Consider the following 25,105-nt stretch of genomic DNA (forward strand, 5'->3'; position numbering starts at 1 on the left):
GATTGTCAGGGTGACCCTATCCGTTGCACAACCGTACATCGTCACGAAGCGGTGCTTTAACGGAGAGGGCGTTACCATGCTGGTGGGTATGCGATCCCTCTACTACACTGCTTCAATGCTTTATCAACCTTTTCAGGCGTATCCAAGATGTTAGATGTTGTACTGCAGTTCCTTTCCGGCGGTGTGAGTGGTGCCGGGTGGGTGGAGCTCCTTGTCTACCTGTTGGTAGTCACCCAGCTCACCATCTTTACCGTCACGCTCTACCTGCATCGCTGCCAGACGCATCGCGGTATCGACCTGCATCCGTCCGTTTCCCATTTCTTCCGCTTCTGGGGCTGGCTTACCACAGGCATGGTCACCAAGGAGTGGGTGGCTGTGCACCGCAAGCACCACGCCAAGGTGGAAACCGAGGAAGATCCGCACAGCCCGCAGATCTACGGCATCAAAAAGGTGTTCTGGGATGGCGTGTCGCTCTACCGCGACGCCAGCCTCATCAAGGAAGACCTGGAGAAGTACGGCCGCGGCACCCCAGACGATTGGATCGAACGCAAGCTCTACACCGGCCACCCGTACTGGGGCCCGGTGTTGATGCTGATCATCAACTTCACACTGTTCGGTGTCTTGGGTGCGGCCGTGTGGGCTGTGCAGATGGCCTGGATTCCGTTCTGGGCGGCTGGCTTCGTCAACGGCATCGGCCACTGGTGGGGCTACCGCAACTTCGAAAGTTCCGACACCGCTACCAACCTCATTCCTTGGGGCTTCTGGATCGGTGGTGAAGAGCTGCATAACAACCACCACGCTTTTCCCAGCTCGGCCAAGTTCGCGCTGCGCAAGTGGGAGTTCGATATCGGCTGGGCGATGATCTGCCTGTTGCGCGCGGTGGGTCTTGCCAAGGTGCTGCGTGTGGCGCCGACGCTGAATATCCGCCCCAACGTGTACCTGCCGGATGCCGACACGCTCAAGGCCGTGCTGACTCACCGCTTCCACGCGATGACCGACTACTACCGCAATGTGATCGTGCCAACCCTGGCTGACGAAGCGCAGCACGCCGGCGAAAGCATCAAGGCTGTTCCGCGCCGCCTGCGTCGTGCTTTCGCCGATGGTGGCCGTTGGCTCGATGGCGAAGGCCGCGAGCGCATGCAGGCGGTGTTGGCCAAACGCCCAACCCTCAGTACGGTTTGCGATTTCCGCAATCGCCTGGCGGAGCTGATGGAGCAGCGTGGCGCCGAGCAAGCCCTGAAGGGTCTGCAGCAATGGATTGTTGAAGCCGAGCAGAGCGGCATTCGTGCATTGCAGGAATTCGCGCAGCGTCTGAAAGGTTACGCCGTGGCGGCCGGTTGATATTTGGACTGCCATGGCGATGAGCAAAGAAAACCCGCCTGTTCAAGGCGGGTTTTCTTGTTGGGAGTGTCAATGAGCAGGGCGGTAGATGTGTTGATCGGATAACCGTTCTCGCCTACTTAGGGGCATCCGATTACACACATCCGCAACATCTGATGGGTAAGCCCCTCTCCCGGAGGGAGGGGCTCACGCTCTACTCACCCGTCCTGACATCGAAAAAATAATAAACAAAAATGAGAAATGGGTAGAGCAATGCGCAAATTTGACGGACATGCAACTTCAATATGCCCATGCAGGATGATCTGCCGTGGGTGTACGAAGGGCTTGCCGATTACTGGTGCGGCGTGCTGACTGCCCACGCAGGCCTGTGGAGCCCTGATCGCTGATGCGAAGAATTCGCAGGCGCCGATCGAACTGCTGGTGAAGAATGTCGATCTCTACAGCACCGTGAAGATCGATTACCGCGACGGCTTGCGTTATCCGTATCTGGTGCGGACAAGTGGCAAAGATTTGATGGGTGCGATTCTGGCGCCTCGCAAATAACTACTTTATTCAGTAGAGGCATGCTGGGGGAACACGATGCGCATACGCGTGCCGGTTCCCTCCCAGGCATCCAGGATCTCGAAGCGCGCACGGTGGCTGCGTGCGATTTCTTCCACAATGGCCAGGCCGAGCCCGCTGCTCTGGCCATCGCTTCCTGCCGAGCGGTAGAAACGCTCACGTACGCGTTCACGCTCGGCGTGCGGGATCCCTGGACCGCTATCTTCCACTTCCAGATACGGTGCATTGTCGTGCCGCCCGCAGCGGAGTGTGATGTTGCCGCCCTTGGGTGTGTGGCGGATAGCGTTATCGAGCAGGTTGATTAGCAGTTCGTGCAGAAGCCAATATACGCCATGGACCTGGATGGGTTCGCATTCGGCGCCCAGGTCGATGTCTTGCGCCAGCGCCCGATCGAGCAGGGAGCCCGCCACGGCGCCGATCAATGTGTCGAGCTGGATGGCGACGAAGTCACTGGGACCGTGCGCTGAAGGCTCCGCCCGCGCCAGGGCGAGAAGCTGATTCGTGGTATGGGCCAATCGATCCACGCTGCCCTGCAGGCGGCCGATGCGCGCTTGCTGGGCGTTATCCTGGGTTTCATCGGCGAGCACTTCCAGTTGCGCTTTCAGGCCAGTGAGCGGGGTGCGCAATTGATGGGCGGCATTGGTCAGGAAGTGCTGTTGTGCCAGGGCCGAATCGCGCACTGTCGCCAGCAAGGTATTGAGCGATTCCGCCAGTGGGCGCACTTCGCTCGGTACCGGTTCCAATGGCAATGGTTGCAAGGATTGCGGATCACGACGCATGATCTGGTCGCGCAGTCGATGGATCGGTCGCAGCGCAATGGTGATGCCGAATAGGCAAAGTCCCGCCACCAGCAGCAACTGGATGCCATCGCTGATGCCGACGACGGTAACCAGTCGGTGCACCACTGCATCGCGCCGATGTACTGTTTCACCCACCGTTACGGTGATTGGCTCGCCACCGATTTCCGTATGGTAGCTGGCGATGCGCAGTTGTTGTTCTTTGTAGGCCGCGTCACTGTAATTGAGGTTGTCGACGATCTGGCTGTTGGCAACGGGAAGCTCCTCATCGCCTGCCAGCGTGCGTCCGTCAGCCAGGTTGACCCGATAAAAGAAGGCCGCCCTGCCACCTGGATAAAGTTGCATCCAGGACATGGGGCGGTATTCGGAATCGGACCGGGGATGTGGCCTGTCGCCGATGGGCTCGAACGGCTCATCACCTGGCGGTGGCGGCAAAGGTTCGTTGCCGGGGGCATGGATCAACGGCGGACCCGGATCTTGTCTTTCGACATAAAGGCGTCCATTGGCGCCTTTTTGCACACGCGCAGCAATCGCGACCGCCGCATGCGATAACGCACGATCGAATATCTCGTACATGGACGTGACATAGGTGCGATGATCGGCCCATATACTAACGATCAACAGCAGCACCAAGGGCAGCAGCAAGTAGCCGAGCAATCGGCCCCGGATGCTGGGGGTGCGCATAGGCCTGGAGCGGGACATCATGCCGCGTACATCGAATCGATCAACGCATCCTAGGCGTCGTCGAGGCGATAACCCAGTCCGCGGATGCTTCGCACCGTGGCTGCTTCACCCAGCTTGGCACGCAAGCGGGAGACATGCACTTCGATGGCGTTGCCGGAGATTTCCTCGTCCCAGCTCCCGATCGCCTGGATCAAGCGCTCCTTGCTCACCACGCGTCCACTGTGATGGGCTAGGCATTCCAGGATGGACCATTCGCGACGGGTCAACTCCAGCGCTCGTCTGTCATCGTTGATGGCACGGCGTCCGGCCAGATCGATACGCAGGCGGCCCACTACCATTTCGTTGGCGGCGGCGGTGGCGCGACGAATCAGGGCGCGGCAACGTGCAGCAAGCTCAGGCAGGGCGAACGGCTTGACCAAGTAATCGTCAGCGCCGAGGTCCAACGCGTTGATACGGTCATCTAGGCCATCGCGTGCTGTCACGATCAACAACGGCAGTGAACTGCCTTCGCGGCGCAGGCGGTGGACCAAGGTAAAACCATCCTCTCCCGGCAGTCCCAGGTCCACGATGGCCAGATCGTAGTGGGCGGCGTCCAGGTGGACCTGGACAGATTCAGCATCGGTCACCGCGTCGACTGCATACCCGGCGGTGGCAAGGCCGCGCACGATGGCGTCGGATACCAGGGGATCGTCTTCAACTAGCAGAATGCGCATTACCGACGAAGAAAATGGGAAACATAAAATTCTAACAGTTAGTATGCCTACAACACAGTACGGCCCCAACATGCTGATTTTAAGGGTCGGGGTGACGTCCAGAAGGCCCGCAGGCTGCGCCACGCGGCTTGAACAGACGGCCAGTCTGCCCTGCGCCGCGCACACAGCCTGCGGGCCTTCTGGACGTTATGCCGGGTGCGTAGGAATAAATCAGAGGGTCCGTGGGCATTTGGGGGCATTTCCTGCTTGTACGAATGCTGCTGAACGAGGCAAGAACCCGGTTATGGGGTCGTCAGTGAAGCATTAAATGGACTGTTTATTCATGTAAACCAACAATTTTTGGGTATTTTTGGGCTGTTTTTTTCGACTTTGTCCGATATCTGTGCCCGGCGATCTCTGGCCCAATGGCAACACTATCAAGCCAGCGAGATGAGGATGTTCTCGCTATTCCCTCCACAGCAGCTTTTTGCCCGTGAGTATGGGTTAAGTCTCTGCGTGCCGGAAAAAATGATGTTCGTTGCCAGCCTGCCTTGCGTCAAAAAGCATCTAGCACGTGTTCATCTGCTTGCCGTAGCCAGCGGCATGCTTGCTGTATGGCTGGCTGCTTATGCCGTCATCGTATCGGCGGAGGGAATGCGGGCCGATTCGGGCATGATTGCGTTTGCCGACGGTCAGCAGCCCGATTTTCTGCAGATGCTGGAAAAAAGCTGGCTCTCGCACACCAACGTTTCCAAGCGCGTTTACGCGGCGACCGCTGACAACGTGCTTGATGAGCCATCGACAGCACCGGGATCCTATTTCCGCACGCTGACGCGCATCTACGGCGCGGCCACCGATCACTTTGCGTTTGGGTACGAGTCTGATGCGCAGGATACAGACGAGCCGCTGCCGATGGATGAAGTAGCCAGGTTCCATCAAATGGAAACGCGCATGCCCATTGCGCGCATGCGCGTCACATCCGAATTTGGCCATCGTCCGAACCCCATCGGGAAAGGCCATGTATTCCATCGTGGCATCGATCTGGCGGCACCCGCGGGTACGCCCGTGTATGCCGTCGCGCCGGGGACCATCATCCGCGCGACCAGTGATCGTTCGTTTGGCAACGTTGTAGTGATCAATCACCACAACGGTTACAAGACGTTGTACGCGCACAATTCCAGGTTGCTGGTGAAGGTAGGCGAGAAGGTGAAAGCTGGGCAACAGATTGCCAAGATTGGATCGACCGGTCATTCCACCGGACCCCATCTGCATTTTGAAATTCATCGCAGTGGTCAGCGGGTGGATCCGGGGCCTTACCTCGCTGCGTTGTGATGCGGCAAGCCAAAACGCCCGACGATCGCCGGGCGTTTTGCTATTTTCGTGCAGTGGACATCAACGCTTCATCGAATTGAAGAACTCGTCGTTGGACTTGGTATTCTTCATCTTGTCGAGCATGAACTCCATCGCTGCCAGCTCATCCATCGGATGCAGCAGCTTGCGCAGAATCCAGATCTTGGCGAGCAGGTCCGGCTCGATCAGCAGATCCTCGCGGCGCGTGCCAGAGCGGTTGATGTCGATGGCCGGATACACGCGCTTTTCGGAGATGCGGCGAGACAGGTGCACTTCCATGTTGCCAGTGCCCTTGAACTCTTCGTAGATCACCTCGTCCATCTTGCTGCCAGTGTCGATCAGCGCGGTGGCGATGATGGTGAGTGAGCCGCCTTCTTCCACATTGCGCGCGGCACCGAAGAAGCGCTTCGGACGCTGCAGCGCGTTGGCATCCACGCCACCAGTAAGCACCTTGCCGGAACTCGGCACCACGGTGTTGTAGGCGCGGGCCAGGCGAGTGATCGAGTCGAGCAGGATCACCACGTCCTTCTTGTGCTCGACCAGGCGCTTGGCGCGCTCGATTACCATTTCGGCCACCTGCACGTGACGCACGGCCGGTTCGTCGAAAGTGGAGCTGATCACTTCGGCGCGCACGGTGCGGGCGATTTCCGTCACTTCTTCCGGACGTTCGTCGATCAACAGCATGATCAAGTGCACGTCCGGATGGTTGTACTGGATCGCCTGCGCGACGTTCTGCAGCATCATCGTCTTGCCGGACTTTGGCTGCGACACGATCAGCCCGCGCTGGCCGCGGCCGACCGGTGCGACCAGATCCAGGATGCGTCCAGTGATGTCCTCCGTCGACCCGTTACCGCGCTCCAGGCGGAACACCTTGCGAGGGAACAGTGGGGTGAGGTTTTCGAACAGCATCTTGTTCTTCGATGCTTCCGGCGGATCGCCGTTGATGTCGTCGACTTTCAGCAACGCGAAGTAGCGCTCGCCTTCCTTCGGGTGGCGCACGCGTCCGGTGATGTAGTCGCCGGTGCGCAGGTTGAAGCGGCGGATCTGGCTGGGGGAGACGTAGATGTCGTCGGGGCCAGCCAGGTAGGACTCGTCGGCCGAGCGCAGGAAGCCGAAGCCGTCCTGCAGAATTTCCAGCACGCCTTCGGCCCAGATGCCGCCGCCGGAGCGGGCGTGGGCCTTGAGGATGTTGAAGATCACGTCCTGGCGGCGCTGGCGGGCGACGCCTTCCTGGATGCCGAGCGATTCGGCGAATTCCAGCAGTTGAACCGGATTCTTGCGCTTGAGTTCGGTGAGGTTGATGACGCGGTCGTTGCTGCCGATGTCGGCGTTTTCGTCATCTACCGGCAGACCGTGTGGATTGCGCGGCGGGCCGCCCGGACCCTGCGGGCGCTGGCCGCGCTCGTGGCGGCGGCGGCGGTTGCGGTCATTACGGTCATTACGGCGGTCGTTGTTGCCCTGACCCTGATAGGGGTTCTGGCTGCCATTGTTCTGGCCATTTTGGGTGCTCTGCTGAGGATTCTCGCGTGGAGCCTCCTGTCCTTCATGGCTCTGGCCATTGTCGTAGCGCAGTTGCTCTTGCGCTGGAGGAGGGGGAGCTTCCGCGCGTGTTTCCGGGGTGGGAGCCGGGCGCTCGACGGCAGGAGCTGGGGCTGTCGTTGGCCTTTCATTTTGGGCGTTGGCTTCGGCTGCTGCGGCAGCGGCAGCGGAGCGTCTTGGCGAGCGGGTACGGGTGGGAGTTTCACTCACAGATTTGGCCTCGGCGCTGGTGGCGTCGGAAGAATCTTTGCTTTCGATATCGGACACGGGCAAACCTCACGGGGCGCCGTTGATGACAATAGGGAGGACGAGCGTTGCGCGGAACGCGCGAGGGAGCAGGACAGCTCCGACTGGTAGGAATCTAGCACTCGCTGCGCAGCGTCGTAAAGGGCATGCGCAGCGAGATAAGCTTTACAGCGATTCAGATCGCCTTGTCGATCATCTGGGCGAGTTGGACTTTGCTGACCATGCCGACCTGGGTGGCTTCCACCTTCCCGTTCTTGAACACCATCAGGGTTGGAATGCCGCGCACGCCGTAGTGGCTAGGAGTCTTCGGGTTATCGTCGATGTTCAGTTTGACCACGCGCAGCTTGCCCTCGTACTGCTTGGCCAGCTCCTCCAGAGCGGGGGCGATGGCTTTGCACGGGCCACACCATTCGGCCCAGAAGTCCAGCAGAACGGGGGTTTCCGACTTCAGCACTTCTTGATCGAAGGTGTTGTCGTTCACATGGCTGATATGTTCGCTCACCGTGGTCTCCGAGGTAGGCGGGTAAGGGTTTACGACCGCGTGCTGATCATCAGCTACACTATTGAAATGCCCATGAGGCGCGGGTCGATCCGGAAATGGAAGCGGTGCCGTTGCGGCAGGGTTCCATTTCAGCGTAAGTCGGGACGTGATTCAAGCGATTCAAGGGTACGCGGAATGGTTCAAATTATCCCTACGACAGGTCCGGCTGGCATTAGATAAGGTGGCTTTATGAGCCGTTTCACCTATGCCTGCGGGGCGTGCTGCCTTTTCGGCGCCGCGTTGCGAGCGCGCCGCATCCATCCACCGTCCCAAGGTTGCCAGGTTAACTGCGGGACCGGGCCGGGCGCTTCGCGCCGGTCCGTACCAGACTCTCAATTTATGTCACAAACCGTACTCACCGAAACCTTTTTCACCCAATTCGACCTGCATCCGCTGCTGCAAAAAGGCCTGGACGAGGCCGGCTTTGCACGTTGTACGCCGATCCAGGCACTGACTCTGCCGGTCGCCCTGACGGGGCGCGATGTCGCCGGCCAGGCCCAGACCGGCACCGGTAAAACCTGCGCCTTTCTGGTTGCGATGATGAATCGCCTGCTGAGCCAGCCGGCGGTCGCCGAGCGCAAAGATTCCGATCCGCGTGCGCTGGTGATCGCACCGACCCGGGAACTGGCGATCCAGATCGAAAAGGACGCCAAGAACATCGGCCGCTACACCAACTTGCGCACGGCGCTGATCTACGGTGGCGTGGACTATGACAAACAACGTCAGCTATTGAAGGATGGCTGCGACATCATCATTGCGACCCCCGGCCGCCTGCTCGACTACCACAAACAGAGCGTGTTCGGGTTCAACGGTGTCGAAGTCATGGTGGTCGACGAAGCCGATCGCATGTTCGATCTTGGCTTCATCAAGGATGTGCGTTTCATCTTCCGCCGCCTGCCAGTGCGCGAGCAGCGCCAGGTGCTGCTGTTCTCGGCCACGCTATCGCATCGCGTGCTGGAGCTGGCTTACGAGCACATGCACAACGCCGAGAAACTGGTGGTGGAGACTGACAACGTCACCGCCGATCGGGTGCGCCAGCTCGTCTACTTCCCCGCCAAGGAAGAGAAGATGCCGCTGCTGCTCAATTTGCTTGAGCAAACCAAGGCCGAACGTAGCATCATCTTCGTCAACACCAAGGCTGCGGCCGAGCGCATCACCGATCGGGTGAAGCGTCAAGGCTATCGCGTAGGCGCCTTGTCCGGCGACGTGCCGCAGTTGAAGCGCCAGAAGTTGTTGCAGCGCTTCCAGGACGGCCAGCTCGACATCCTCGTCTGCACTGATGTGGCGGCACGCGGCCTGCATATTCCTGCCGTTAGCCATGTCTTCAACTATGACCTGCCGCAGGACGCCGAAGACTATGTGCACCGCATCGGTCGTACCGCCCGTCTAGGCGCCGAGGGCGACGCGATCAGCTTTGCCTGTGATCTCTACGCGATGTCCTTGCCCGATATCGAGGAATACATTGGGCAGAAAATTCCCGCCGCTACGATCGGGCCGGAGCTGCTGGTCATACCGGAGCCCAAGCAGATGAATGCGCAGTTCGTGGCGGATGCGGCAGCCGATAGCGCGGCATTTGGCGACAAGGTCGAGTCGCGCGAAAAATCCTCAGGTGGCTCGCGCCGTCGAGGTGGTCGCAGTGGCGAGCGTTCGGGTTCCCCAGAGCGTCGCCGCGAAGATCGTCCCCGCAAGCCACGTGTTGAAGATGCTGCCGCAGCCACCGTAGCTCTGACCCCGGCGTCCGATAAGGCGCAAGGCGAAGCCGCTGGCGAGCGCAAGCGCCGTCGTCGTGGCGGACGTGGCCGCCGCCGTTCGGGTGATGCAGCGGGTGCAGAGGTCGCTACCAATCCGGCGGTCACTTCGGCCAGCAATAACGATCGCCCATCGCGACAAGTGGTGGCTCAATCGCCTTCTGGTGAACAGCCCGCACCGCGGAAACAAGGCTTCTTCCGTCGCTTGGTGAATCTGTTCACCGGTCGCTGAACCGATATCCCGTCGCCACGCCAATTTGTAGTGATAGGCCAAGCAAAGACGCGCACAACACTTAAGTCATCCCTTATCCTTGCCGTCATTGACACGGTTCATAGGTGAGGAACGCGGTGATCCGCTTCGACCAAGTCAGCAAGCGTTATGAAGGGGGGCACGAAGCCCTCTCTCAGCTCACATTCGAAGTCGCCAAAGGCGAGATGGCGTTCGTTACCGGTCACTCGGGTGCTGGCAAGAGCACCTTGCTCAAATTGCTGGCGCTGATCGAGCGTCCTTCGCATGGGTATATCAGCCTCGATGGGCAGAGCTTGGCGAAGATCGGCCAGGGAGGTATTCCCAAGCTACGTCGCAGCCTTGGCATGGTGTTTCAGGATCATCGCCTGCTGATGGATCGCACCGTATTCGCCAATGTCGAGCTGCCCCTGGTGATTGGCGGCATCGCACCGCAGGAACGCGGCCGGCGTGTGCGCGCGGCATTGGAAAAAGTCGGCTTGCTCGATGACGAGCGCCAGCTTCCCGTTTCGCTTTCTACCGGCGAACAGCAGCGTGTCGGCATCGCCCGCGCCATCGTGGCTAAGCCGAGCGTACTGATTGCCGATGAGCCAACCGGCAATCTCGACCCACAGCTTGCTGTTGAAATCATGGGCCTGTTCGCGGAATTCCAGCAGTTTGGCACTACCGTGCTGATTGCCAGCCACGATCTTCCCCTGATCAAACGCATGAAAAAACGCGTGGCCGTGCTCGACCATGGCCGCCTTGTCGCTGACGTGGCGGCGGAGGAGGTGCTATGAGTGCGTCGGACGAGACCCAGTCAATGATGGCAGCACCTGCACGCACCGAGCGCAGTCATGGTCGCCCCGTGGCGAGCTGGCGTGAACATCATGGTTGGAGTGCGGGGGCCAGCCTGCGCCGTCTCGCTTCCAAGCCCGTGGGTACGGTGCTCACCATTGCAGTGATGGGGCTTGCGCTGGCCTTGCCGCTGGCTTTCTTCCTGCTGTTGTCCAATGTGCAATCGCTGGGTGATGCGCTGGGGCGCAACCAGATCATCAACGTCTTCCTGAAATCCGATCAGGTGGCCAGCAATGCGCAGTTGCTTGCCAAGCAGGTCGAACAGCATGATGGTGTCGTCAGTGTCACGGTAAAAAACCCGCAGCAAGGCATGGAAGAACTCAGCAAGATGCAGGGTTTCTCCGATTCGCTGCATGTGCTGGACGACAACCCGTTGCCCTTTGTGCTGCAAGTTCAGCCACAGGATGGCCTCCCTGCCGATGCAGCCAATCATCTCGTCGATGATCTGCGCGGTATGCAAGGCGTGGACCTGGTGCAAGACAGCGGCACCTGGCGGCAACGCTTGGATGCCTTGCTGGGCGTGGGTGACCGCACTGTACTGATTCTGGTTGCGCTGTTTGCGCTTGCAGTGTTGCTGGTAGTCGGCAACACGGTGCGCGTGGACATCACCAGCCGCGTCGAAGAGATCGGCGTGCTGAAGCTGATGGGTGCCAGTCGTGCGTTCGTGCGTCGCCCCTACCTATATGCGGGCATTTGGTACGGCTTGTTCGCTGGCATCCTTGCGGTCGGGTTGGTCCTGGCCATCGAGCTTGCGTTGGCCGAGCCAGTGGTGCGCCTTAGTCAGGTTTACGAAGGAACGTTGCACGTCGACGGCCTGCCGCTGTGGCTGCTGCTGGCGGTGCCGTTCGCCGCCGCCTTCCTGGGCTGGCTTGGTGCCCGTCTGGTCAGCGCTTGGCAATTGCGACGGGCGGCATAGGGCATCCTTTGGATTTAGCGGGTGGTGAAATCGTTCGTAACCATTCGTCAACAGCCGGGTGCACCATACGCATATCAAACGGGTGCAGAGGGGCGCCTGCTGATGCATGAGCATGGAGGCCACGCTTGACTGGGCTGGTGAGGTTTTTTGATGAGTGCAAGCATCAGCAGTCGTGATCTCAGCAACACACCGCGTGTGTTGGTGGTGGATGGCTCCAAAGTTGTCCGCCAACTGATCACGCGGGTGTTGAAGACGGAATTGCCACAGGCCGAGGTGGTGGGATGCGGTACGGCAGTCGAGGCACAGCAGTTGCTTGATAAAGGCGTCTTCGACTTCATGACCATCGCGCTGCGCCTCCCCGATATGGACGGGCTGGAGTTGGCGCGCTACGTGCGCGAATTCGCGCCGCAGGTCTACGTGCCGATCGTGGTGGTGTCCGGCGACGTGGACGATCGTCTGCATCGCCGTGCCCTGGGTGAGCACGTCACTGACTATTTCGACAAATCGCTAGGCTTCCAGGCATTGGCCGAATTCATTCGCGGTTATGTCAAGCCGGACAGCGCCGCGGAAGGCATGGTGCTTTACGTGGAAGACAGCCGTGTGGTGGCCTTGGCGACACGCCGCATGTTGGAAAAGATTGGCTTGACCGTACGTCATTTAGTAAGCGTGGAAGATGCGTTGGCACTGCTCGAAGCCGAGCGCGCCAAGGGTTCGGTCGGTGCCGACGTCGTGTTGACCGACATCAGCCTCAAGGGCGAACTGACTGGCGGTGATCTGCTCAAATTCATTCGCACCGATTTCGGCTACAGCAAGGGTAAATTGCCGGTACTGGTGATGACGGGCGATGAAAATCCCGACAGTCAGGCTGCGCTGATACGTGCAGGCGCCAACGACTTGGTCGAAAAGCCGGTCGAGGAACGTTTGCTGGTCACCAAGCTTCTGTTTCAATTGCGTGTCGCGCAACACCTGCGTACACGTGAAGAACGCACACGTGAAGAAATGGACCCACCGGAATGAGTGAAGAAGAACGCATCAAGCTCGAACCCTCCTGGAAGGATCGTATTGGCGATTACCTGCAGCGTCCGGAGATGCGGACGCTTTCGGAGTTTCTGCGCAACGAGAAGCGACAAGGCAAGGTGATTTATCCGCCCGGCCCGGAAATCTTCAACGCCTTCGCGCACACCCCCTTTGAATCGGTGCGCGTGGTGATCCTGGGACAGGATCCTTATCACGGTCCCGATCAGGCGCATGGCCTGTGTTTCTCCGTGCGGCCCGGTGTGCCGACACCACCATCGCTCATCAACATCTTCAAAGAGATTCAGCGCGACCTGAATATCCCGCCACCCGATCACGGGTGCCTCACGCCGTGGGCAGATCGCGGCGTGTTGCTGCTCAACGCGGTGCTTACCGTCGAGCGCGGGCTGGCGGCTTCGCATCAAGGCAAGGGCTGGGAAGGTTTTACCGACGCAGCCATCGATGCGCTCAACCGCGAGCGCGAAGGCATTGTTTTTATGCTGTGGGGTTCGTATGCGCAGCGTAAAGGTCAACTTATCGATACGCGTCGTCATGCCGTGTTGAAATCCGTGCACCCCTCGCCGTTGTCCGCTCATCGCGGGTTTGTCGGCTGCGGGCATTTCTCGGCGGCCAATCATTACCTGGAAAAAACAGAGCAGCAGACCATCGATTGGTCGCTGCCGTCCCGAATACAACTCGCTGCATTTTAAGGCAACGCTTGCACCATCAATTCCCCACGGAGTAGGAAAGCACCGGACCCTCCTTTGGCGGCACCGAGTGCAGGGCAATCAGTTGCGTCAACAAGACGAAGGTGGACTTGCTTTCCAGATCATTGTCCGCGATATAAAACCACGCATTGCGATAATGGATGGCGACGCTTGGCGCTTCCGGTGGCTTTGAAGAGCTGTGCACCTCGAATCGTCCGTCCAGCAAATCCTGCCATTTGAACGGCGTTACGCCATCGTTCTGCACGGTTCTGGTCACTCGTCCGCTGGCGACATCGATTGCGGGTACATCAACTGCTTGCGACAGGTAGTTCATGGCGGCGATCAAAGGTCGGGTCGTGATGGAAATGGTGTGATCATCGTGTTTTTTGTCGTCTCTGGTTATGGCGATCCGATCGATGTTTGGAGCCAGATGTAGCAATTGCTTCAGCTTTTTCGCTTCCGCGCTGTTCTCGCTTCCATGCAGAAAATGAAATTCCACCGACTTGTTGCTGGCCGTGCGCCCCACATCGAGATTGTGCGTACGCTGCATTACTCGCATCAAATGAGTCGCATCGCGAAAATCGCGGTATTCCGGCTCATAGAGCGGTGTAGGTCCGCTTGCGCTTGGCGCGTTTCCCAGGCCGTTCATTTCCTGCACGGCCACCGCAAATACTCGGTCGATAGACCAGCCAGAACGTACGAGCAGAATGAGCGTTTCTAGATTCATGGGCGTCATCATCTGGCGCACGAACTTCTCTCCTTCAATGGGAGCATAAAAAATGGTCGGTTCGTCGTTGAGCGCAACAGCCGCGGGGCCCAGTCCGAGGGTCTGGCTCTGGCCGTGGCTGATCACTGACGAGGACGTTGTTCCCTTGTTGTAAGGCGTGCTCTGGGTCCACCCCGCGGACAGATTGGCACCAGCGGAGCTAAGCAATTGCTCTGTCGACACCACACGTTCCACCGTAGTGAAGTACATGTTGTCGCGGTAATGCGCCCGTACGATGTTAAGCAAGAGCTCCTGATCGCTTGTACTTTGGATTGCCATATTGTAGTCGGCGCGATTGGCGCGGATGCTTCGCGGTCCAATGTCCGTGCAGCCCCCCAGAAGAACAAGTGCAAGCGTGCTGAGAACCACCTGTTTGACGCACAAGCTCATGCGCGTATTCAAGTCCATGACAACCCCTCGGCCCATGTTGTTTCAACTTACGATTCGTCGCTGATATACAACAATGACGGCCTTCAAGTGAAGGCTGAATAAAAGCAGTTGACACTTTTATAGACATCGCATTGACGGAATGCCGTTGATGATCCGCGCACCGAAGAATCATCCAGTGCGTGCTTTGCCTGTTGGAAAAGAGGGACATGGAAAAGAGAGGCAGGCAAATTCATGAAAAGGGCTTCACTATGAAGGTGATACAAAGATTCACCATCCTGCTCATCCTTGCACTTTGCATAGCCACGGCCGTAGCCCAAGGTACTATGCCGCCACTCAGCCACTTACAACAGGCGCCAGTAGAAGGTATTACGACGGCCGGCGACAAACCCATCGTCAGCATCAATCTGGTCTCCTACGATCCGATTATAGGAGACGTGGCCGGGCGAGTGACCGTCATATGGCCGCAAAGCATGCTCAGCAAAGACTATGGGCTATACCACGATGCGCGCCTGCTGGAGGGTTACAGCATCGAGGACTCCATTTTGGACATAAAAGGCAATAAGCCATTCGTCATCTTCAACTCCAGTCTCAAAACACTCAACGAAGTGGATGGAAGCGGATCGCAGTTTCTTTACCCATTCGACACCCATCACATTCGGATGAGGATAGGTTTGGTAACTAATCTTGGGAACGGCTGGCAGCCGCTTCCCTTCGATGTCGATTGTACGAAGTGCACCTTCGAAGGCTTCTTGATCACCTTTGATGGTCAGGTCGATGCTCAGGGCTATTACAACGTCAAGTTCACCATCCGTCGCACCTTTCCTACCATGGTTTTCGCCATCATCCTGAATGTCGTCATGGTGCTGATTGCGGTGATCGTGTTGGTCATGGCCGTGCGCATCCTGCGCCAGAACGAAGTTCCGCAGATCACTTCGCTCGGCTTTATCGGCGGTCTTCTGTTTGCCATTCCAGCGGTACGCAATTTGCAACCAAAGATTCCATCGATGGGTCTGATGATCGATTACGCAGGTTTTTTTTGGGCCGAAGGCTTTCTGGTGATCGCGCTGCTGATCGTGATGATTTGTTGGCTCATGCGTGAAAAACCTAAAGAAGACTGACACCGGAAACACGGCCTTCCACACTGCAGGCCACACTGTGGCCGTATGGACTCCCTTCATTCTGGGCTTCAAAAGGGTTTAGTTTTTCGCCGAGGGCCTCGGGTCGCCCTTAAGACGCCTTAAAACCCCGTCCAAGGGCAATCATGAACATGGACAAGGCCGGAGGCATTCATGTACCATCCGGTACACAAAAGGTGTCGGAACTCGTGATGCCTTTAGCAGTCCAGGTATCAGAGTGCTAAGCTGACCCCATACCCCAGGAGATTCCAACATGTCCCAAGCCTTGGCGACGGCTACTTTGCCGGTTCCCAGCGTCGTCGGCAGTCTGGATGCCTACATCTCGGCGGTTCACCGTATCCCGGTGCTCAGCCAAGAGGAAGAGCAAGACCTGTCGCGTCGTTATCAGTCGGAGGAGGATCTTGCCTCCGCTCGCAAGCTGGTGGTGTCGCACCTGCGCTTTGTCGTTCACGTAGCCCGCGGCTATAGCGGCTACGGCCTGCAGCTTTCCGATCTTATCCAGGAAGGCAATATTGGCCTGATGAAGGCGGTGAAGCGTTTTGATCCTGACCAGGGTGTTCGTCTGGTCAGTTTCGCCGTGCACTGGATCCGTGCAGAGATGCACGAGTTCATTCTGCGCAACTGGCGCATTGTGAAGGTGGCCACCACCAAGGCGCAGCGCAAACTGTTCTTCAACCTGCGCAAGAGCAAAAAGCGCCTGGGTTGGATGAACGCCGAGGAAGTGCGCATGGTCGCCAAGGATCTGGGCGTGCCGGAAGCCACCGTACGCGAAATGGAATCGCGTCTGTCAGGCCGCGATATCGGCTTTGAGGCCCCAGCCGATGCCGACGAAGATGCCAAGCCGGCACCGGAAGCGTTCTTGATCGACGAGGGTGCTGATCCATACAAGAACGTGGCCGACGCCGACCAGGCCGACAATCAGCTCGAAACCCTGTCGAGCGCGCTGCAGAAGCTGGACCAGCGTTCGCGCGACATCATCCAGCGCCGCTGGCTCAATGAAGAGAAGGCGACGCTGCAGGATCTGGCGGATGAATACGGTGTGTCCGCCGAGCGTATCCGCCAGGTTGAGGCGAATGCGATGAAGAAGATGCGCGGATTGTTTGCGGCCTGATCCAGCGTCGCTTCAATACGCAAGTTCTGACGGCCTCCCTTGTGGAGGCCGTTTTGTTGGGGGAAAGAAGCTTTCATATGAAGTGATCGTCACGGCCCCGTCGTTTTGGCGAAGGCAGGGATCCAGTGTCTTTGCGCATCTACAAGTCGCTGGGTCTCGGCCTTCGCCGGGGCGACGGATCATAGGGAGCTATGGATAAGGGCAAGCTCGTTTCATCAAATCATGAATCAGGCAAGCCTCGCGCGATTCACCTCCATTCATGCATGACCTACCCTAATGCCCATCGATGGAACGGTCGGAATCCCGCATGCCCCACATCCTGGTCATCGAAGATGACGAAATCACCGCACGCGAAATCGTGCTGGAACTGGCCTCGCATGGCATCACTGCTGAGCGTGTGCACGATGGCCTGCAGGGCTTCCAGCGTGCGCAGGAGCCGCATTTCGACGCTATTACCCTGGACCTGATGCTGCCTGGCATGGATGGCCTGACGCTAGTGTCACAGTTGCGCGAACGAGGCATTACTACGCCCGTGCTGATGATCAGCGCGATGGGCGATGTGGACGAGCGCGTACGCGGCCTGCGCGCAGGCGGGGACGATTACCTCACCAAGCCATTTGCACCGGACGAAATGGCGGCGCGCGCCGAGGTACTCCTGCGCCGACACCGGCTGAAGCAGCCGGCGCATACCAAGCTGCGCGTGACAGATCTCGAACTGGACATGATCAGCCGCACCGCTCGTCGCGGCAGCCGTGAGCTGACTTTGCTGCCCACCGAATACCGCTTGTTGGAATTCCTGATGCGCTACCCTGGGCAGGTACTTACGCGGGCGATGATTTTCGAAAGTGTATGGGGTTTGCGCTTCGATCCTGGCACTAACCTGATCGACGTGCATATCGCGCGCTTGCGCCGCAAGGTGGACAACGATGGTGAGCCGTCGCTGATCCGCACCATGCGTGGCTCGGGGTATCGCCTTGGCTAGTCCTGCCGGCAGAAGCCTTTCGATTCATTGGCGAGCAACCACGTCGCGATTGCTGCTTGCCTATGGCGTGTTCTTTGTCATCTGGGGCACGGTGTTGATGGGTTATATCTACTGGGAAACCCTGCACTACCTGGAAACGCGCACGGACATGCAGCTCAAGCAGCAGGTGACTTATCTGCGCGGTCTTGACCAGAACCACATGCTGGTGGCGCTGAATGATTACGTCATTCTGGAGCGCACCAATTACAACGCATGGGGTTTGTTCGACGCCCACAAAAAATGGCTGTACGGCGATGTGTTGCAATTCCCTGCTGGCTTGAAAATCGATTCGGATTCAGTACGCATGCCCACCGAGCAGGTGATCAGTGGGCCGTTTGCACCGCAGACATCCAAGCTTTCGGTGATCGCCACTCATCTTCCCAATGGGCAGATCCTGGTGCTGGCGCACAGTACACGCATTGCTGCGCGTGTCGGCAACATCATTTTTCATGCCGTATGGTGGGGTATTTCGTTCACCCTGGTGCCGGGTTTGATCGGTGGTTTGATCCTTAACCGGGGTCCGCGGCGCCGTATCAGGCATATCGAATGGGCCACCCAGCCCATCATGCAGGGCGATTTGCGCCAACGCCTGCCGGTGAGCAACCGTGGCGACGAACTGGATCGTCTGGCGGCGATCGTCAATGACATGCTTGATCAGATCGAGCGATTGATGGGCGAAGTGAAAGGTGTCTGCGACAACATCGCGCATGATCTGCGCACACCGCTGACGCGTTTGCGCTCGCAGTTGTACCGCATCCAGCAGGAAATGAATGAACAGGATCCGCGCGCCACGCTGATCGAGCGCTGTGCTTCGGATGTGGACGAAGTGCTGGCGCGCTTCCGCGCGCTGCTGCGCATTTCCGAATTGGAAGACCGCCGCCGGCGCGAGGGCTTTGTCGATGTGGACCTCGGCGAAACGCTAGAGCGGGTTTACGAACTGTACGCGCCGTTAGCGGAGGACCAGCAGTTGAAGTTCGAGCTTGAAACTGAGCCGGGCTTGATCGTGCAGGCTGATCCGGACCTGCTGTTCGAAGCCCTGGGCAATCTGGTTGGCAATGCGATCAAGTTCACCCCGGTCGGCGGGTGTGTCGATCTGTCGCTGCGGCGCAGCAGTCCTGACAGGGCGTACATCGAAGTGGCCGACAGCGGGCCAGGCATTCCGCAGGCGCAACGCCATGCTGTATGGCAGCGCTTCTATCGGGGCGACGCCAGTCGGGATGCAACCGGCCACGGCCTGGGGCTCAGCATCGTGGCGGCCATCGCCAAATTGCATGACTTTGGCCTGAGCATCGACGGTGACGGCAGCGGTACCCGGATGGGCATGGACTGCCCCTTGAAACGGTCAGCGTGAGCGTTTCCCAGTGGCTAGTGGGCACCATTTAACGCCTTTTCATTAAACAATCTTCATGTTGGCGAAAGGTGTTGCGGCGCCGCAATTCGGATAATCACGCGCATCGTCAACGCATGCTGGAAGTGACCGAATGTTGGCTCTCGTGCGGATAGCGCTTGCGCGCCCTTACACGTTCGTGGTCTTGGCGTTGTTTATCCTGATCGTTGGCCCCCTAGCGGCACTGCGGACGCCGACCGACATTTTCCCGAATATCGGTATTCCCGTGATCAGCGTGGTGTGGACCTATAACGGCCTGTCACCATCGGCGATGTCGGGCCGTGTGATTTATTACTACGAACGTTCGCTGACCTCGACAGTGAGCGACATCGAACACATCGAATCGCAATCGCTGCCTGGCATCGGCGTGGTGAAGATCTTCTTCCAGCCGGGTGTGGACGTCCGTACGGCCACGGCGCAGGTGACGTCAATCTCGCAAACGGTGCTCAAGCAGATGCCACCGGGCATCACCCCGCCGCAGATCATCAATTACAACGCCTCCACCGTGCCTATCCTGCAGATAGCGCTGTCCAGTATGCAGTTGAGTGAACAGAAGATTCGCGACATTGCACAGAATTTTTTGCGTCCCACGTTGGTGTCCGTTGCGGGCGTGGCGATCCCCACACCTTATGGTGGCAAGCAGCGGCAGATCATGATGGATCTTGATCCGCAGGCGCTTGCCGCTAAGGGATTGTCCGCGCAAGACGTGGGCAATGCGCTGGCGGCACAGAACCAGATCATCCCCGCTGGAACCATGAAGATCGGGCATGACGAATACACCGTCGAATTGAATGACAGCCCGTTGGCGATCGACGAACTCAACCAGCTTCCCATCAAGACCGTCGATGGCGCCACCATCACCATCGGCGATGTCGCGCATGTCCGCGACGGTTCGCCGCCGCAGACCAACGAAGTGCGCGTGGACGGTCATCGTGCCGTGCTCATGTCCTTCCTCAAGGGTGGCAACGTATCGACTCTGAACATCGTTGCCGGCATCAAGAAGCTCCTGCCGTTGGCCAAAGAAACCCTGCCGTCGTCGCTGAAGCTGAAGTTGATGGGCGATCAGTCGGTGTTTGTGCGTGCAGCGATCAGCTCAGTGGCGCGCGAGGGCATCATTGCCGCTTGCCTTACCTCGGTGATGATCCTGATCTTCCTGGGTAGTTGGCGCTCCACCGTCATCATTGCGGTGTCGATCCCGCTGGCCGTGCTGTCCGCCATCGCATTGTTGTCGGCGTTCGGGCAAACCTTGAACGTCATGACACTTGGCGGCCTTGCGCTGGCGGTGGGTATTCTCGTCGACGATGCCACTGTCACCATTGAGAACATCAATTGGCACCTGGAGCAGCGCAAGGATGTGCACACCGCCATCATGGATGGCGCCAAGCAGATCGTGACGCCAGCCTTTGTGTCATTGTTGTGCATCTGCATCGTGTTCGTGCCGATGTTCATGCTCGATGGCATTGCCGGTTTTTTGTTCCGGCCGATGGCGCTGGCAGTGATCTTTGCCATGATGTCTTCCTTTGTGCTGTCGCGCACGCTGGTGCCGACCATGGCGATGTACTTGCTCAAACCACACAGGGCCGAAGGTCCGCCGGGTGACCATCCGGAAGATCCGTACATCAATCATCACGTCGGCGATCAGCATCCTTCGCTGAAGCGTGGCCGGGTGCGCAGTGCGCTGGTGGCATTTCAGCAGGGTTTCGAGCATCGCTTCTCGAAAATCCGTGAGGTGTATTACGGCACGCTCTCGCTGGCGTTGGGCAGCCGTCGTCCGTTCATCTTGGGATTTTTGGGTGTAGTGCTCGCCTCTTTCGTGTTGGCGCCGTTCCTGGGACGCGACTTTTTCCCGACGGTCGAGGCGGGCGCTATCGCCATCCATGTGCGAGCCCCGGTCGGCACGCGTATCGAAGATACGGCGGCCGAGTTCGACCATATTGAGGCGGCCATTCGCAATGTCATTCCGCCGGACCAGCTCGACAACATCATCGACAATATCGGCCTGCCGCTCAGCGGTACGAACATGGTCTACAGCAATACCGGCGCCATCGGGCCGCAGGATGGCGATATCCAGGTGCTGCTCAAGCTGGATCACGACTCGGCTGATGGGTACATCAAGAAGCTGCGCGCGGTATTGCCGCGTGAATTTCCGGGCACGACATTCGCTTTCCTGCCGGCGGATATGGCCAGCCAGATTCTCAATTTCGGCGCACCGGCACCACTGGATGTGAAAGTGTCCGGTCGCAATGCGCAAGCGAATGAGGCCTATGCGCTTGAGCTGATGCGCGAGATGCGCAGCATCCCGGGCATCGCCGATGTCCGTATGCAGCAATCGAACAGCGCGCCGCAGTTGAACGTGGACGTGGACCGCGTGCGCGCCGATGAACTCGGCATCACCGAGCGCGATGTGACCGACAGCATGGTGGCCACGTTAGCCGGCAGTTCGCAGGTGGCGCCTGCGTTCTGGCTGAATCCGGCCAACGGCGTGTCGTATCCCATCGTGGCGCAGACACCGCAGTACAGCGCGGACTCCATGTCAGATCTGAACAGCCTTCCGATCACCTCATCCGGTTCCGGTGCGGAGCAGATTCTCGGCGCGGTGGCCAAGGTGGTGCGCACGTCCACACCTGCTGTGGTCACTCACTACAACATCGCACCGTCATTCGACATCTTTGCCGCCGTACAGGGACGCGATCTTGGCTCAGTCGCCAGTGATATCCAGCACGTGCTGAATCAGGCGGCGAAAGATCGCCCGAAAGGTTCGACGGTCGGTTTGTTTGGTCAGGTGACGGCGATGAACACGGCGTTCTCCGGTCTGTTGTTTGGATTGCTCGGCGCGATCGTGCTGATCTACATGCTGATCGTGGTGAACTTCCAGTCGTGGCTGGACCCGTTCGTGATCATTACCGCCTTGCCGGCGGCGCTGGCGGGCATTGTATGGATGCTGTTCGTGACGCACACCACGTTGTCGGTGCCCGCCTTGACCGGCGCGATCATGTGCATGGGCGTGGCGACGGCAAACTCGATCCTGGTGGTGAGCTTTGCACGCGAGCGGCTGGCCGAGCACGGGGATGCCATGAAAGCGGCGCTGGAAGCGGGCTTCACCCGCTTCCGTCCGGTGTGTATGACGGCGCTGGCGATGATCATCGGCATGCTGCCGATGGCGATCACGCACGAGCAGAACTCCCCGCTGGGCCGTGCTGTGATTGGCGGTCTGCTGTTCGCCACTTGCGCCACGTTGCTGTTCGTGCCGGTGGTCTTCAGTCTCGTACACGGCCGCGAACAAAAAGCTACCGATCTGGACGCCATCCCAGGAATTCCCCATGTCGCATAATCCCGTCACCGTGCAAGTCGCCCAGAAACCGCCACACCTCAAGGCCGTCGGTATCGGCGGTGCAGTGGTCGCTGTGCTTGCCGTCGTCCTTGGTCTGGCGATCCGCTATCACGAGCATCACGAACTGGTGCAGTGGACTGATGCGCAACTGATTCCAAGCGTGCGGCTGGCATCTTCCCTGGATCCTGCCAAGGATCATGCCATCACCTTGCCGGGTCATCTGGAAGCCTGGTACAGCGCGCCGATCCACGCGCGCGTAAGTGGTTATCTCAAGGCTTGGTACAAGGACATCGGCGACAAGGTCAAGGCTGGTGACGTGCTTGCCACGATCGATACGCCGGAACTGGATCAGCAATTGGAGCAAGCCAAGGCGGTGCTGGCCAAAGCACAGGCCGATGCCAATCTTGCCAATATCACCTCGCGGCGCTGGCAGCATTTGCTCTCGTCCGACTCGGTTTCCAAGCAGGAGGCCGACGAGAAGAGTGGTGAAGCCGAGGCCGCCCAGGCCACGGTGTTGGCGGCGAAGGCCGATGTGGATCGCCTGGATGCGCTGGAAGCCTTCAAGAAGATCGTCGCACCCTTCGATGGTACCGTCACTGCACGCCGTACCGACGTCGGAGACCTGATCACCGCCAACAGCGACAGTGGCCCAGAACTGTTCACCGTCGCCGACACCAGCCGCATGCGTCTGTATGTGCCGGTACCGGAGGTCAACGCCGACGGCATCAAGCCGGGCATGAAGGTGACACTGAGTGTGCCCGAGTTACCCGGTCGTACGTTCCAGGCGACCTTGATCGGCAGCTCCGACGCCATCAACCAGAACTCCGGCAGCCTGCTTGCGCAGTTTGTCGCTGATAACAGCGATGGTGTACTCAAGCCGGGTGACTATGCCGACGTGAACCTCAACCTGCCGATGGATCCCAGCTTGGTCAATGTGCCGGCTAGCGCTTTGATCTTCCGTTCGCATGGCCCGCAAGTGGCGGTACTTGGACCGGATGCCCGCGTGCATCTGCACGATGTGCATATTGCGGTGGATCTGGGTACGAGCCTGCGGATCGACCAGGGGCTGAGGTCTTCCGACGAAGTGATCGAAAATCCACCCGATTCGCTGATGGATGGCGACAAGGTCCGTGTCGAAACCGATACGGATCAGGATCTGGCAAAGCAGGATGTGGTTTCGGAGAAAAGTGGTTTCGGAGAAAAACAGTGAATCGGCACATTGATCTGCGACTTGCTGCTGTTGTTGCTGCGTGCATGCTTGGCGGTTGTTCGTTGGCGCCGACATACCACACGCCTAACTTGCCGCCGATGCCAAACAGCTACAAGGAAGGCGATACGGCGTGGAAGGTGGCGGCTCCCGCCGCCGAATTTTCGCGCGGCGACTGGTGGGCGATTTACAACGACAGCACACTCAGCCATTTGGAATCGAAGCTGGATGCGGATAATCCGACCCTGGCTGCCGCGTTAGCCAGGTACGACACCGTGCGGGCGTTTGAAAGCCAGCTACACTCCGGTTTGTTTCCGAGCCTGGATTTCGCCGCCAATCCAGAGCGTGCGCGTCAGTCGAACAATCGCCCGTTGCGTGGCAGCAACCAGCCGGATGAATACGACAGCGATACGGTTGGCGTCGAGGCCAATTACGATCTGGATTTATGGGGTCGCATTCGCAACGAAGTCAGTCAAGGACATGCCCAGGCGCAGGCTTCGAAAGCGGATCTTGCCTCGGCCAAGCTCAGTCTGGAAGCGCGGTTGGCTGAAGACTATGCGCGCTTGCGCGGCTACGACATCCAAGTGGGTATTCTGCAGGACACGTTGAAGGCGTATCAGCGCGCACTTCAACTCACCGAAAACCGTCATAGCGGCGGCGTAGCTTCGGGACTGGACGTATCGCGCGCCCAGACCCAGTTGCACGATGCGCAGGCGCAGGTGATGGATGTGATGGCCCAGCGCGCGTTGACCGAACATGCGATTGCGAGTCTGGTCGGTACGCCAGCATCGAGCTTCTCGATCGCACCGGTGCAGGAGCGGTTAAACGTGCCGTTGATGCCAGTTGGCGTACCGTCGACGTTGCTGCAACGTCGTCCTGATATTGCTGCGGCGGAACGTCGTGTCTACGCTGCCAATGCGGGCATCGGGATCGCCCGCGCTGCCTTCTTTCCGGATCTGAGCCTGTCGGGAAGCTACGGTTTCCAGGACACAGGCTTTGGCAATCTGCTTTCGATCGGTAACCGTTTCTGGGCACTCGGGCCGCTGGCCGCCTTGAACCTGTTTGATGCCGGTTTGCGTCGTGCCCAACTGCGTCAGGCGCATGCCGAATTTGCACAAGCCTCGGCCAATTACCGGCAGGTCGTGTTGGATGCATTTCGTGAAGTGGAAGACGATCTGGTATTGCTGCAGGATCTTGGTGCCGAAGCGCAGCAGGAAGATCAAGCCTTTGCTGCGGCACAACAGACGTTGAAGATCGCTACCAATCGTTACCGTGAAGGCATTGTCAATTACCTTGAAGTGGTCGTGGCGCAAGAAGCCGCACTGTCGGCGCAACAACATGCCGAGAGCATCCGTACACGGCGCTTGCAAGCCAGTGTGGATCTCGTTCGTGCGCTGGGTGGTGGCTGGCAGCATGATGCCGCAGGTATTGATTCGGCTTCTACCGCACAGGCCGCCGAACCTCTGGCTGTGCGTTGAAAACATCATGCAGTGTGCTCGTGCTTGATCCATCGGATGTGTTTATGAATGGATTGAC

The 25,105-nt window shown here is 58.8% G+C and carries 21 protein-coding genes; 16 read left to right on the forward strand and 5 right to left on the reverse strand.

What is annotated here, in order from left to right; translation table 11 throughout:
• Nucleotides 1-147 precede the first annotated feature (147 nt).
• The 3 genes from EO087_RS13450 (at nucleotide 148) to EO087_RS16900 (ending at nucleotide 1,884) form a co-directional block, all read left to right on the forward strand.
• Complete coding sequence (locus EO087_RS13450) at nucleotides 148-1,341, forward strand: fatty acid desaturase (protein ID WP_128899312.1); 1,194 nt, start codon at nucleotides 148-150, stop codon at nucleotides 1,339-1,341.
• A 284-nt stretch (nucleotides 1,342-1,625) separates the two neighbouring features.
• Complete coding sequence (locus EO087_RS13455) at nucleotides 1,626-1,727, forward strand: hypothetical protein (RefSeq protein WP_128899313.1); 102 nt, start codon at nucleotides 1,626-1,628, stop codon at nucleotides 1,725-1,727.
• 34 nt (nucleotides 1,728-1,761) lie between these two features.
• A complete protein-coding gene (locus EO087_RS16900; RefSeq protein ID WP_255417025.1) occupies nucleotides 1,762-1,884 on the forward strand; it encodes a hypothetical protein in 123 nt (40 codons plus the stop codon).
• A 5-nt stretch (nucleotides 1,885-1,889) separates the two neighbouring features.
• Here the strand turns inward: EO087_RS16900 and EO087_RS13460 are convergent, their stop codons facing one another.
• Both EO087_RS13460 and EO087_RS13465 read right to left on the reverse strand, forming a co-directional pair.
• Nucleotides 1,890-3,383, reverse strand: coding sequence for a sensor histidine kinase (locus tag EO087_RS13460; RefSeq protein ID WP_164931846.1), 1,494 nt, complete (start codon nucleotides 3,381-3,383; stop codon nucleotides 1,890-1,892).
• A gap of 50 nt (nucleotides 3,384-3,433) precedes the next feature.
• Nucleotides 3,434-4,096, reverse strand: a complete 663-nt coding sequence (locus EO087_RS13465) for a response regulator (RefSeq protein WP_128899315.1) — start codon at nucleotides 4,094-4,096, stop codon at nucleotides 3,434-3,436.
• A 507-nt stretch (nucleotides 4,097-4,603) separates the two neighbouring features.
• On the opposite strand from EO087_RS13465, the gene EO087_RS13470 reads away from it, so the two are divergent.
• Complete coding sequence (locus EO087_RS13470) at nucleotides 4,604-5,407, forward strand: M23 family metallopeptidase (protein ID WP_164931847.1); 804 nt, start codon at nucleotides 4,604-4,606, stop codon at nucleotides 5,405-5,407.
• A gap of 60 nt (nucleotides 5,408-5,467) precedes the next feature.
• Here EO087_RS13470 and rho read toward each other — a convergent pair whose 3' ends face one another.
• Nucleotides 5,468-7,231 (reverse strand): transcription termination factor Rho, encoded by a 1,764-nt coding sequence (gene rho, locus EO087_RS13475; RefSeq protein WP_128899317.1) that lies wholly within the window; start codon nucleotides 7,229-7,231, stop codon nucleotides 5,468-5,470.
• Between the two features lie 154 nt (nucleotides 7,232-7,385).
• A complete protein-coding gene (gene trxA, locus EO087_RS13480; RefSeq protein ID WP_128899318.1) occupies nucleotides 7,386-7,712 on the reverse strand; it encodes a thioredoxin TrxA in 327 nt (108 codons plus the stop codon).
• Nucleotides 7,713-8,090: 378 nt separating this feature from the next.
• Here trxA and EO087_RS13485 point away from each other — a divergent pair, with 378 nt between their 5' ends.
• The 5 genes from EO087_RS13485 (at nucleotide 8,091) to ung (ending at nucleotide 13,223) form a co-directional block, all read left to right on the forward strand.
• Nucleotides 8,091-9,731: a DEAD/DEAH box helicase gene (locus tag EO087_RS13485; protein WP_128899319.1), complete on the forward strand. Its 1,641-nt coding sequence runs from the start codon at nucleotides 8,091-8,093 to the stop codon at nucleotides 9,729-9,731.
• Nucleotides 9,732-9,847: 116 nt separating this feature from the next.
• Nucleotides 9,848-10,525 carry a cell division ATP-binding protein FtsE gene (ftsE, locus tag EO087_RS13490; RefSeq protein ID WP_128899320.1) on the forward strand — a complete coding sequence of 226 codons (678 nt, stop codon included), beginning with the start codon at nucleotides 9,848-9,850 and terminating at the stop codon, nucleotides 10,523-10,525.
• Nucleotides 10,522-11,499: a permease-like cell division protein FtsX gene (ftsX, locus tag EO087_RS13495; protein WP_128899321.1), complete on the forward strand. Its 978-nt coding sequence runs from the start codon at nucleotides 10,522-10,524 to the stop codon at nucleotides 11,497-11,499. The genes ftsE and ftsX overlap by 4 nt, the downstream gene beginning before the upstream one ends.
• 150 nt (nucleotides 11,500-11,649) lie before the next feature.
• Nucleotides 11,650-12,516, forward strand: a complete 867-nt coding sequence (locus EO087_RS13500) for a response regulator (protein ID WP_128899322.1) — start codon at nucleotides 11,650-11,652, stop codon at nucleotides 12,514-12,516.
• On the forward strand, nucleotides 12,513-13,223 hold the full coding sequence (ung, locus tag EO087_RS13505; RefSeq protein WP_128899323.1) for a uracil-DNA glycosylase: 711 nt from the start codon (nucleotides 12,513-12,515) through the stop codon (nucleotides 13,221-13,223). Before EO087_RS13500 ends, ung begins: the two co-directional genes overlap by 4 nt.
• Before the next feature lie 16 nt (nucleotides 13,224-13,239).
• On the opposite strand, the gene EO087_RS13510 is transcribed toward ung, so the two are convergent.
• On the reverse strand, nucleotides 13,240-14,394 hold the full coding sequence (locus EO087_RS13510; protein WP_128899324.1) for a hypothetical protein: 1,155 nt from the start codon (nucleotides 14,392-14,394) through the stop codon (nucleotides 13,240-13,242).
• Nucleotides 14,395-14,582: 188 nt separating this feature from the next.
• Here EO087_RS13510 and EO087_RS13515 point away from each other — a divergent pair, with 188 nt between their 5' ends.
• From EO087_RS13515 to EO087_RS13545, 7 genes are all read left to right on the forward strand, one after another.
• Complete coding sequence (locus EO087_RS13515; RefSeq protein ID WP_128899325.1) at nucleotides 14,583-15,494, forward strand: DUF4436 family protein; 912 nt, start codon at nucleotides 14,583-14,585, stop codon at nucleotides 15,492-15,494.
• Between the two features lie 271 nt (nucleotides 15,495-15,765).
• Nucleotides 15,766-16,623, forward strand: coding sequence for an RNA polymerase sigma factor RpoH (rpoH, locus tag EO087_RS13520; RefSeq protein WP_128899326.1), 858 nt, complete (start codon nucleotides 15,766-15,768; stop codon nucleotides 16,621-16,623).
• Between the two features lie 307 nt (nucleotides 16,624-16,930).
• A complete protein-coding gene (locus tag EO087_RS13525) occupies nucleotides 16,931-17,605 on the forward strand; it encodes a response regulator transcription factor (RefSeq protein WP_128899327.1) in 675 nt (224 codons plus the stop codon).
• Between the two features lie 49 nt (nucleotides 17,606-17,654).
• The gene (locus EO087_RS13530) at nucleotides 17,655-18,995 is read left to right on the forward strand and encodes a HAMP domain-containing sensor histidine kinase (RefSeq protein ID WP_240669059.1); all 1,341 of its coding nucleotides are present in this window, start codon (nucleotides 17,655-17,657) and stop codon (nucleotides 18,993-18,995) included.
• Between the two features lie 130 nt (nucleotides 18,996-19,125).
• Nucleotides 19,126-22,362 (forward strand): efflux RND transporter permease subunit, encoded by a 3,237-nt coding sequence (locus tag EO087_RS13535; RefSeq protein ID WP_128899328.1) that lies wholly within the window; start codon nucleotides 19,126-19,128, stop codon nucleotides 22,360-22,362.
• The gene (locus EO087_RS13540; RefSeq protein WP_128899329.1) at nucleotides 22,352-23,572 is read left to right on the forward strand and encodes an efflux RND transporter periplasmic adaptor subunit; all 1,221 of its coding nucleotides are present in this window, start codon (nucleotides 22,352-22,354) and stop codon (nucleotides 23,570-23,572) included. Before EO087_RS13535 ends, EO087_RS13540 begins: the two co-directional genes overlap by 11 nt.
• The gene (locus tag EO087_RS13545; protein WP_240669060.1) at nucleotides 23,569-25,047 is read left to right on the forward strand and encodes an efflux transporter outer membrane subunit; all 1,479 of its coding nucleotides are present in this window, start codon (nucleotides 23,569-23,571) and stop codon (nucleotides 25,045-25,047) included. Before EO087_RS13540 ends, EO087_RS13545 begins: the two co-directional genes overlap by 4 nt.
• Nucleotides 25,048-25,105: the final 58 nt, after the last annotated feature.

It is taken from the genome of Dyella sp. M7H15-1 (assembly GCF_004114615.1).
GTDB lineage: Bacteria > Pseudomonadota > Gammaproteobacteria > Xanthomonadales > Rhodanobacteraceae > Dyella_B.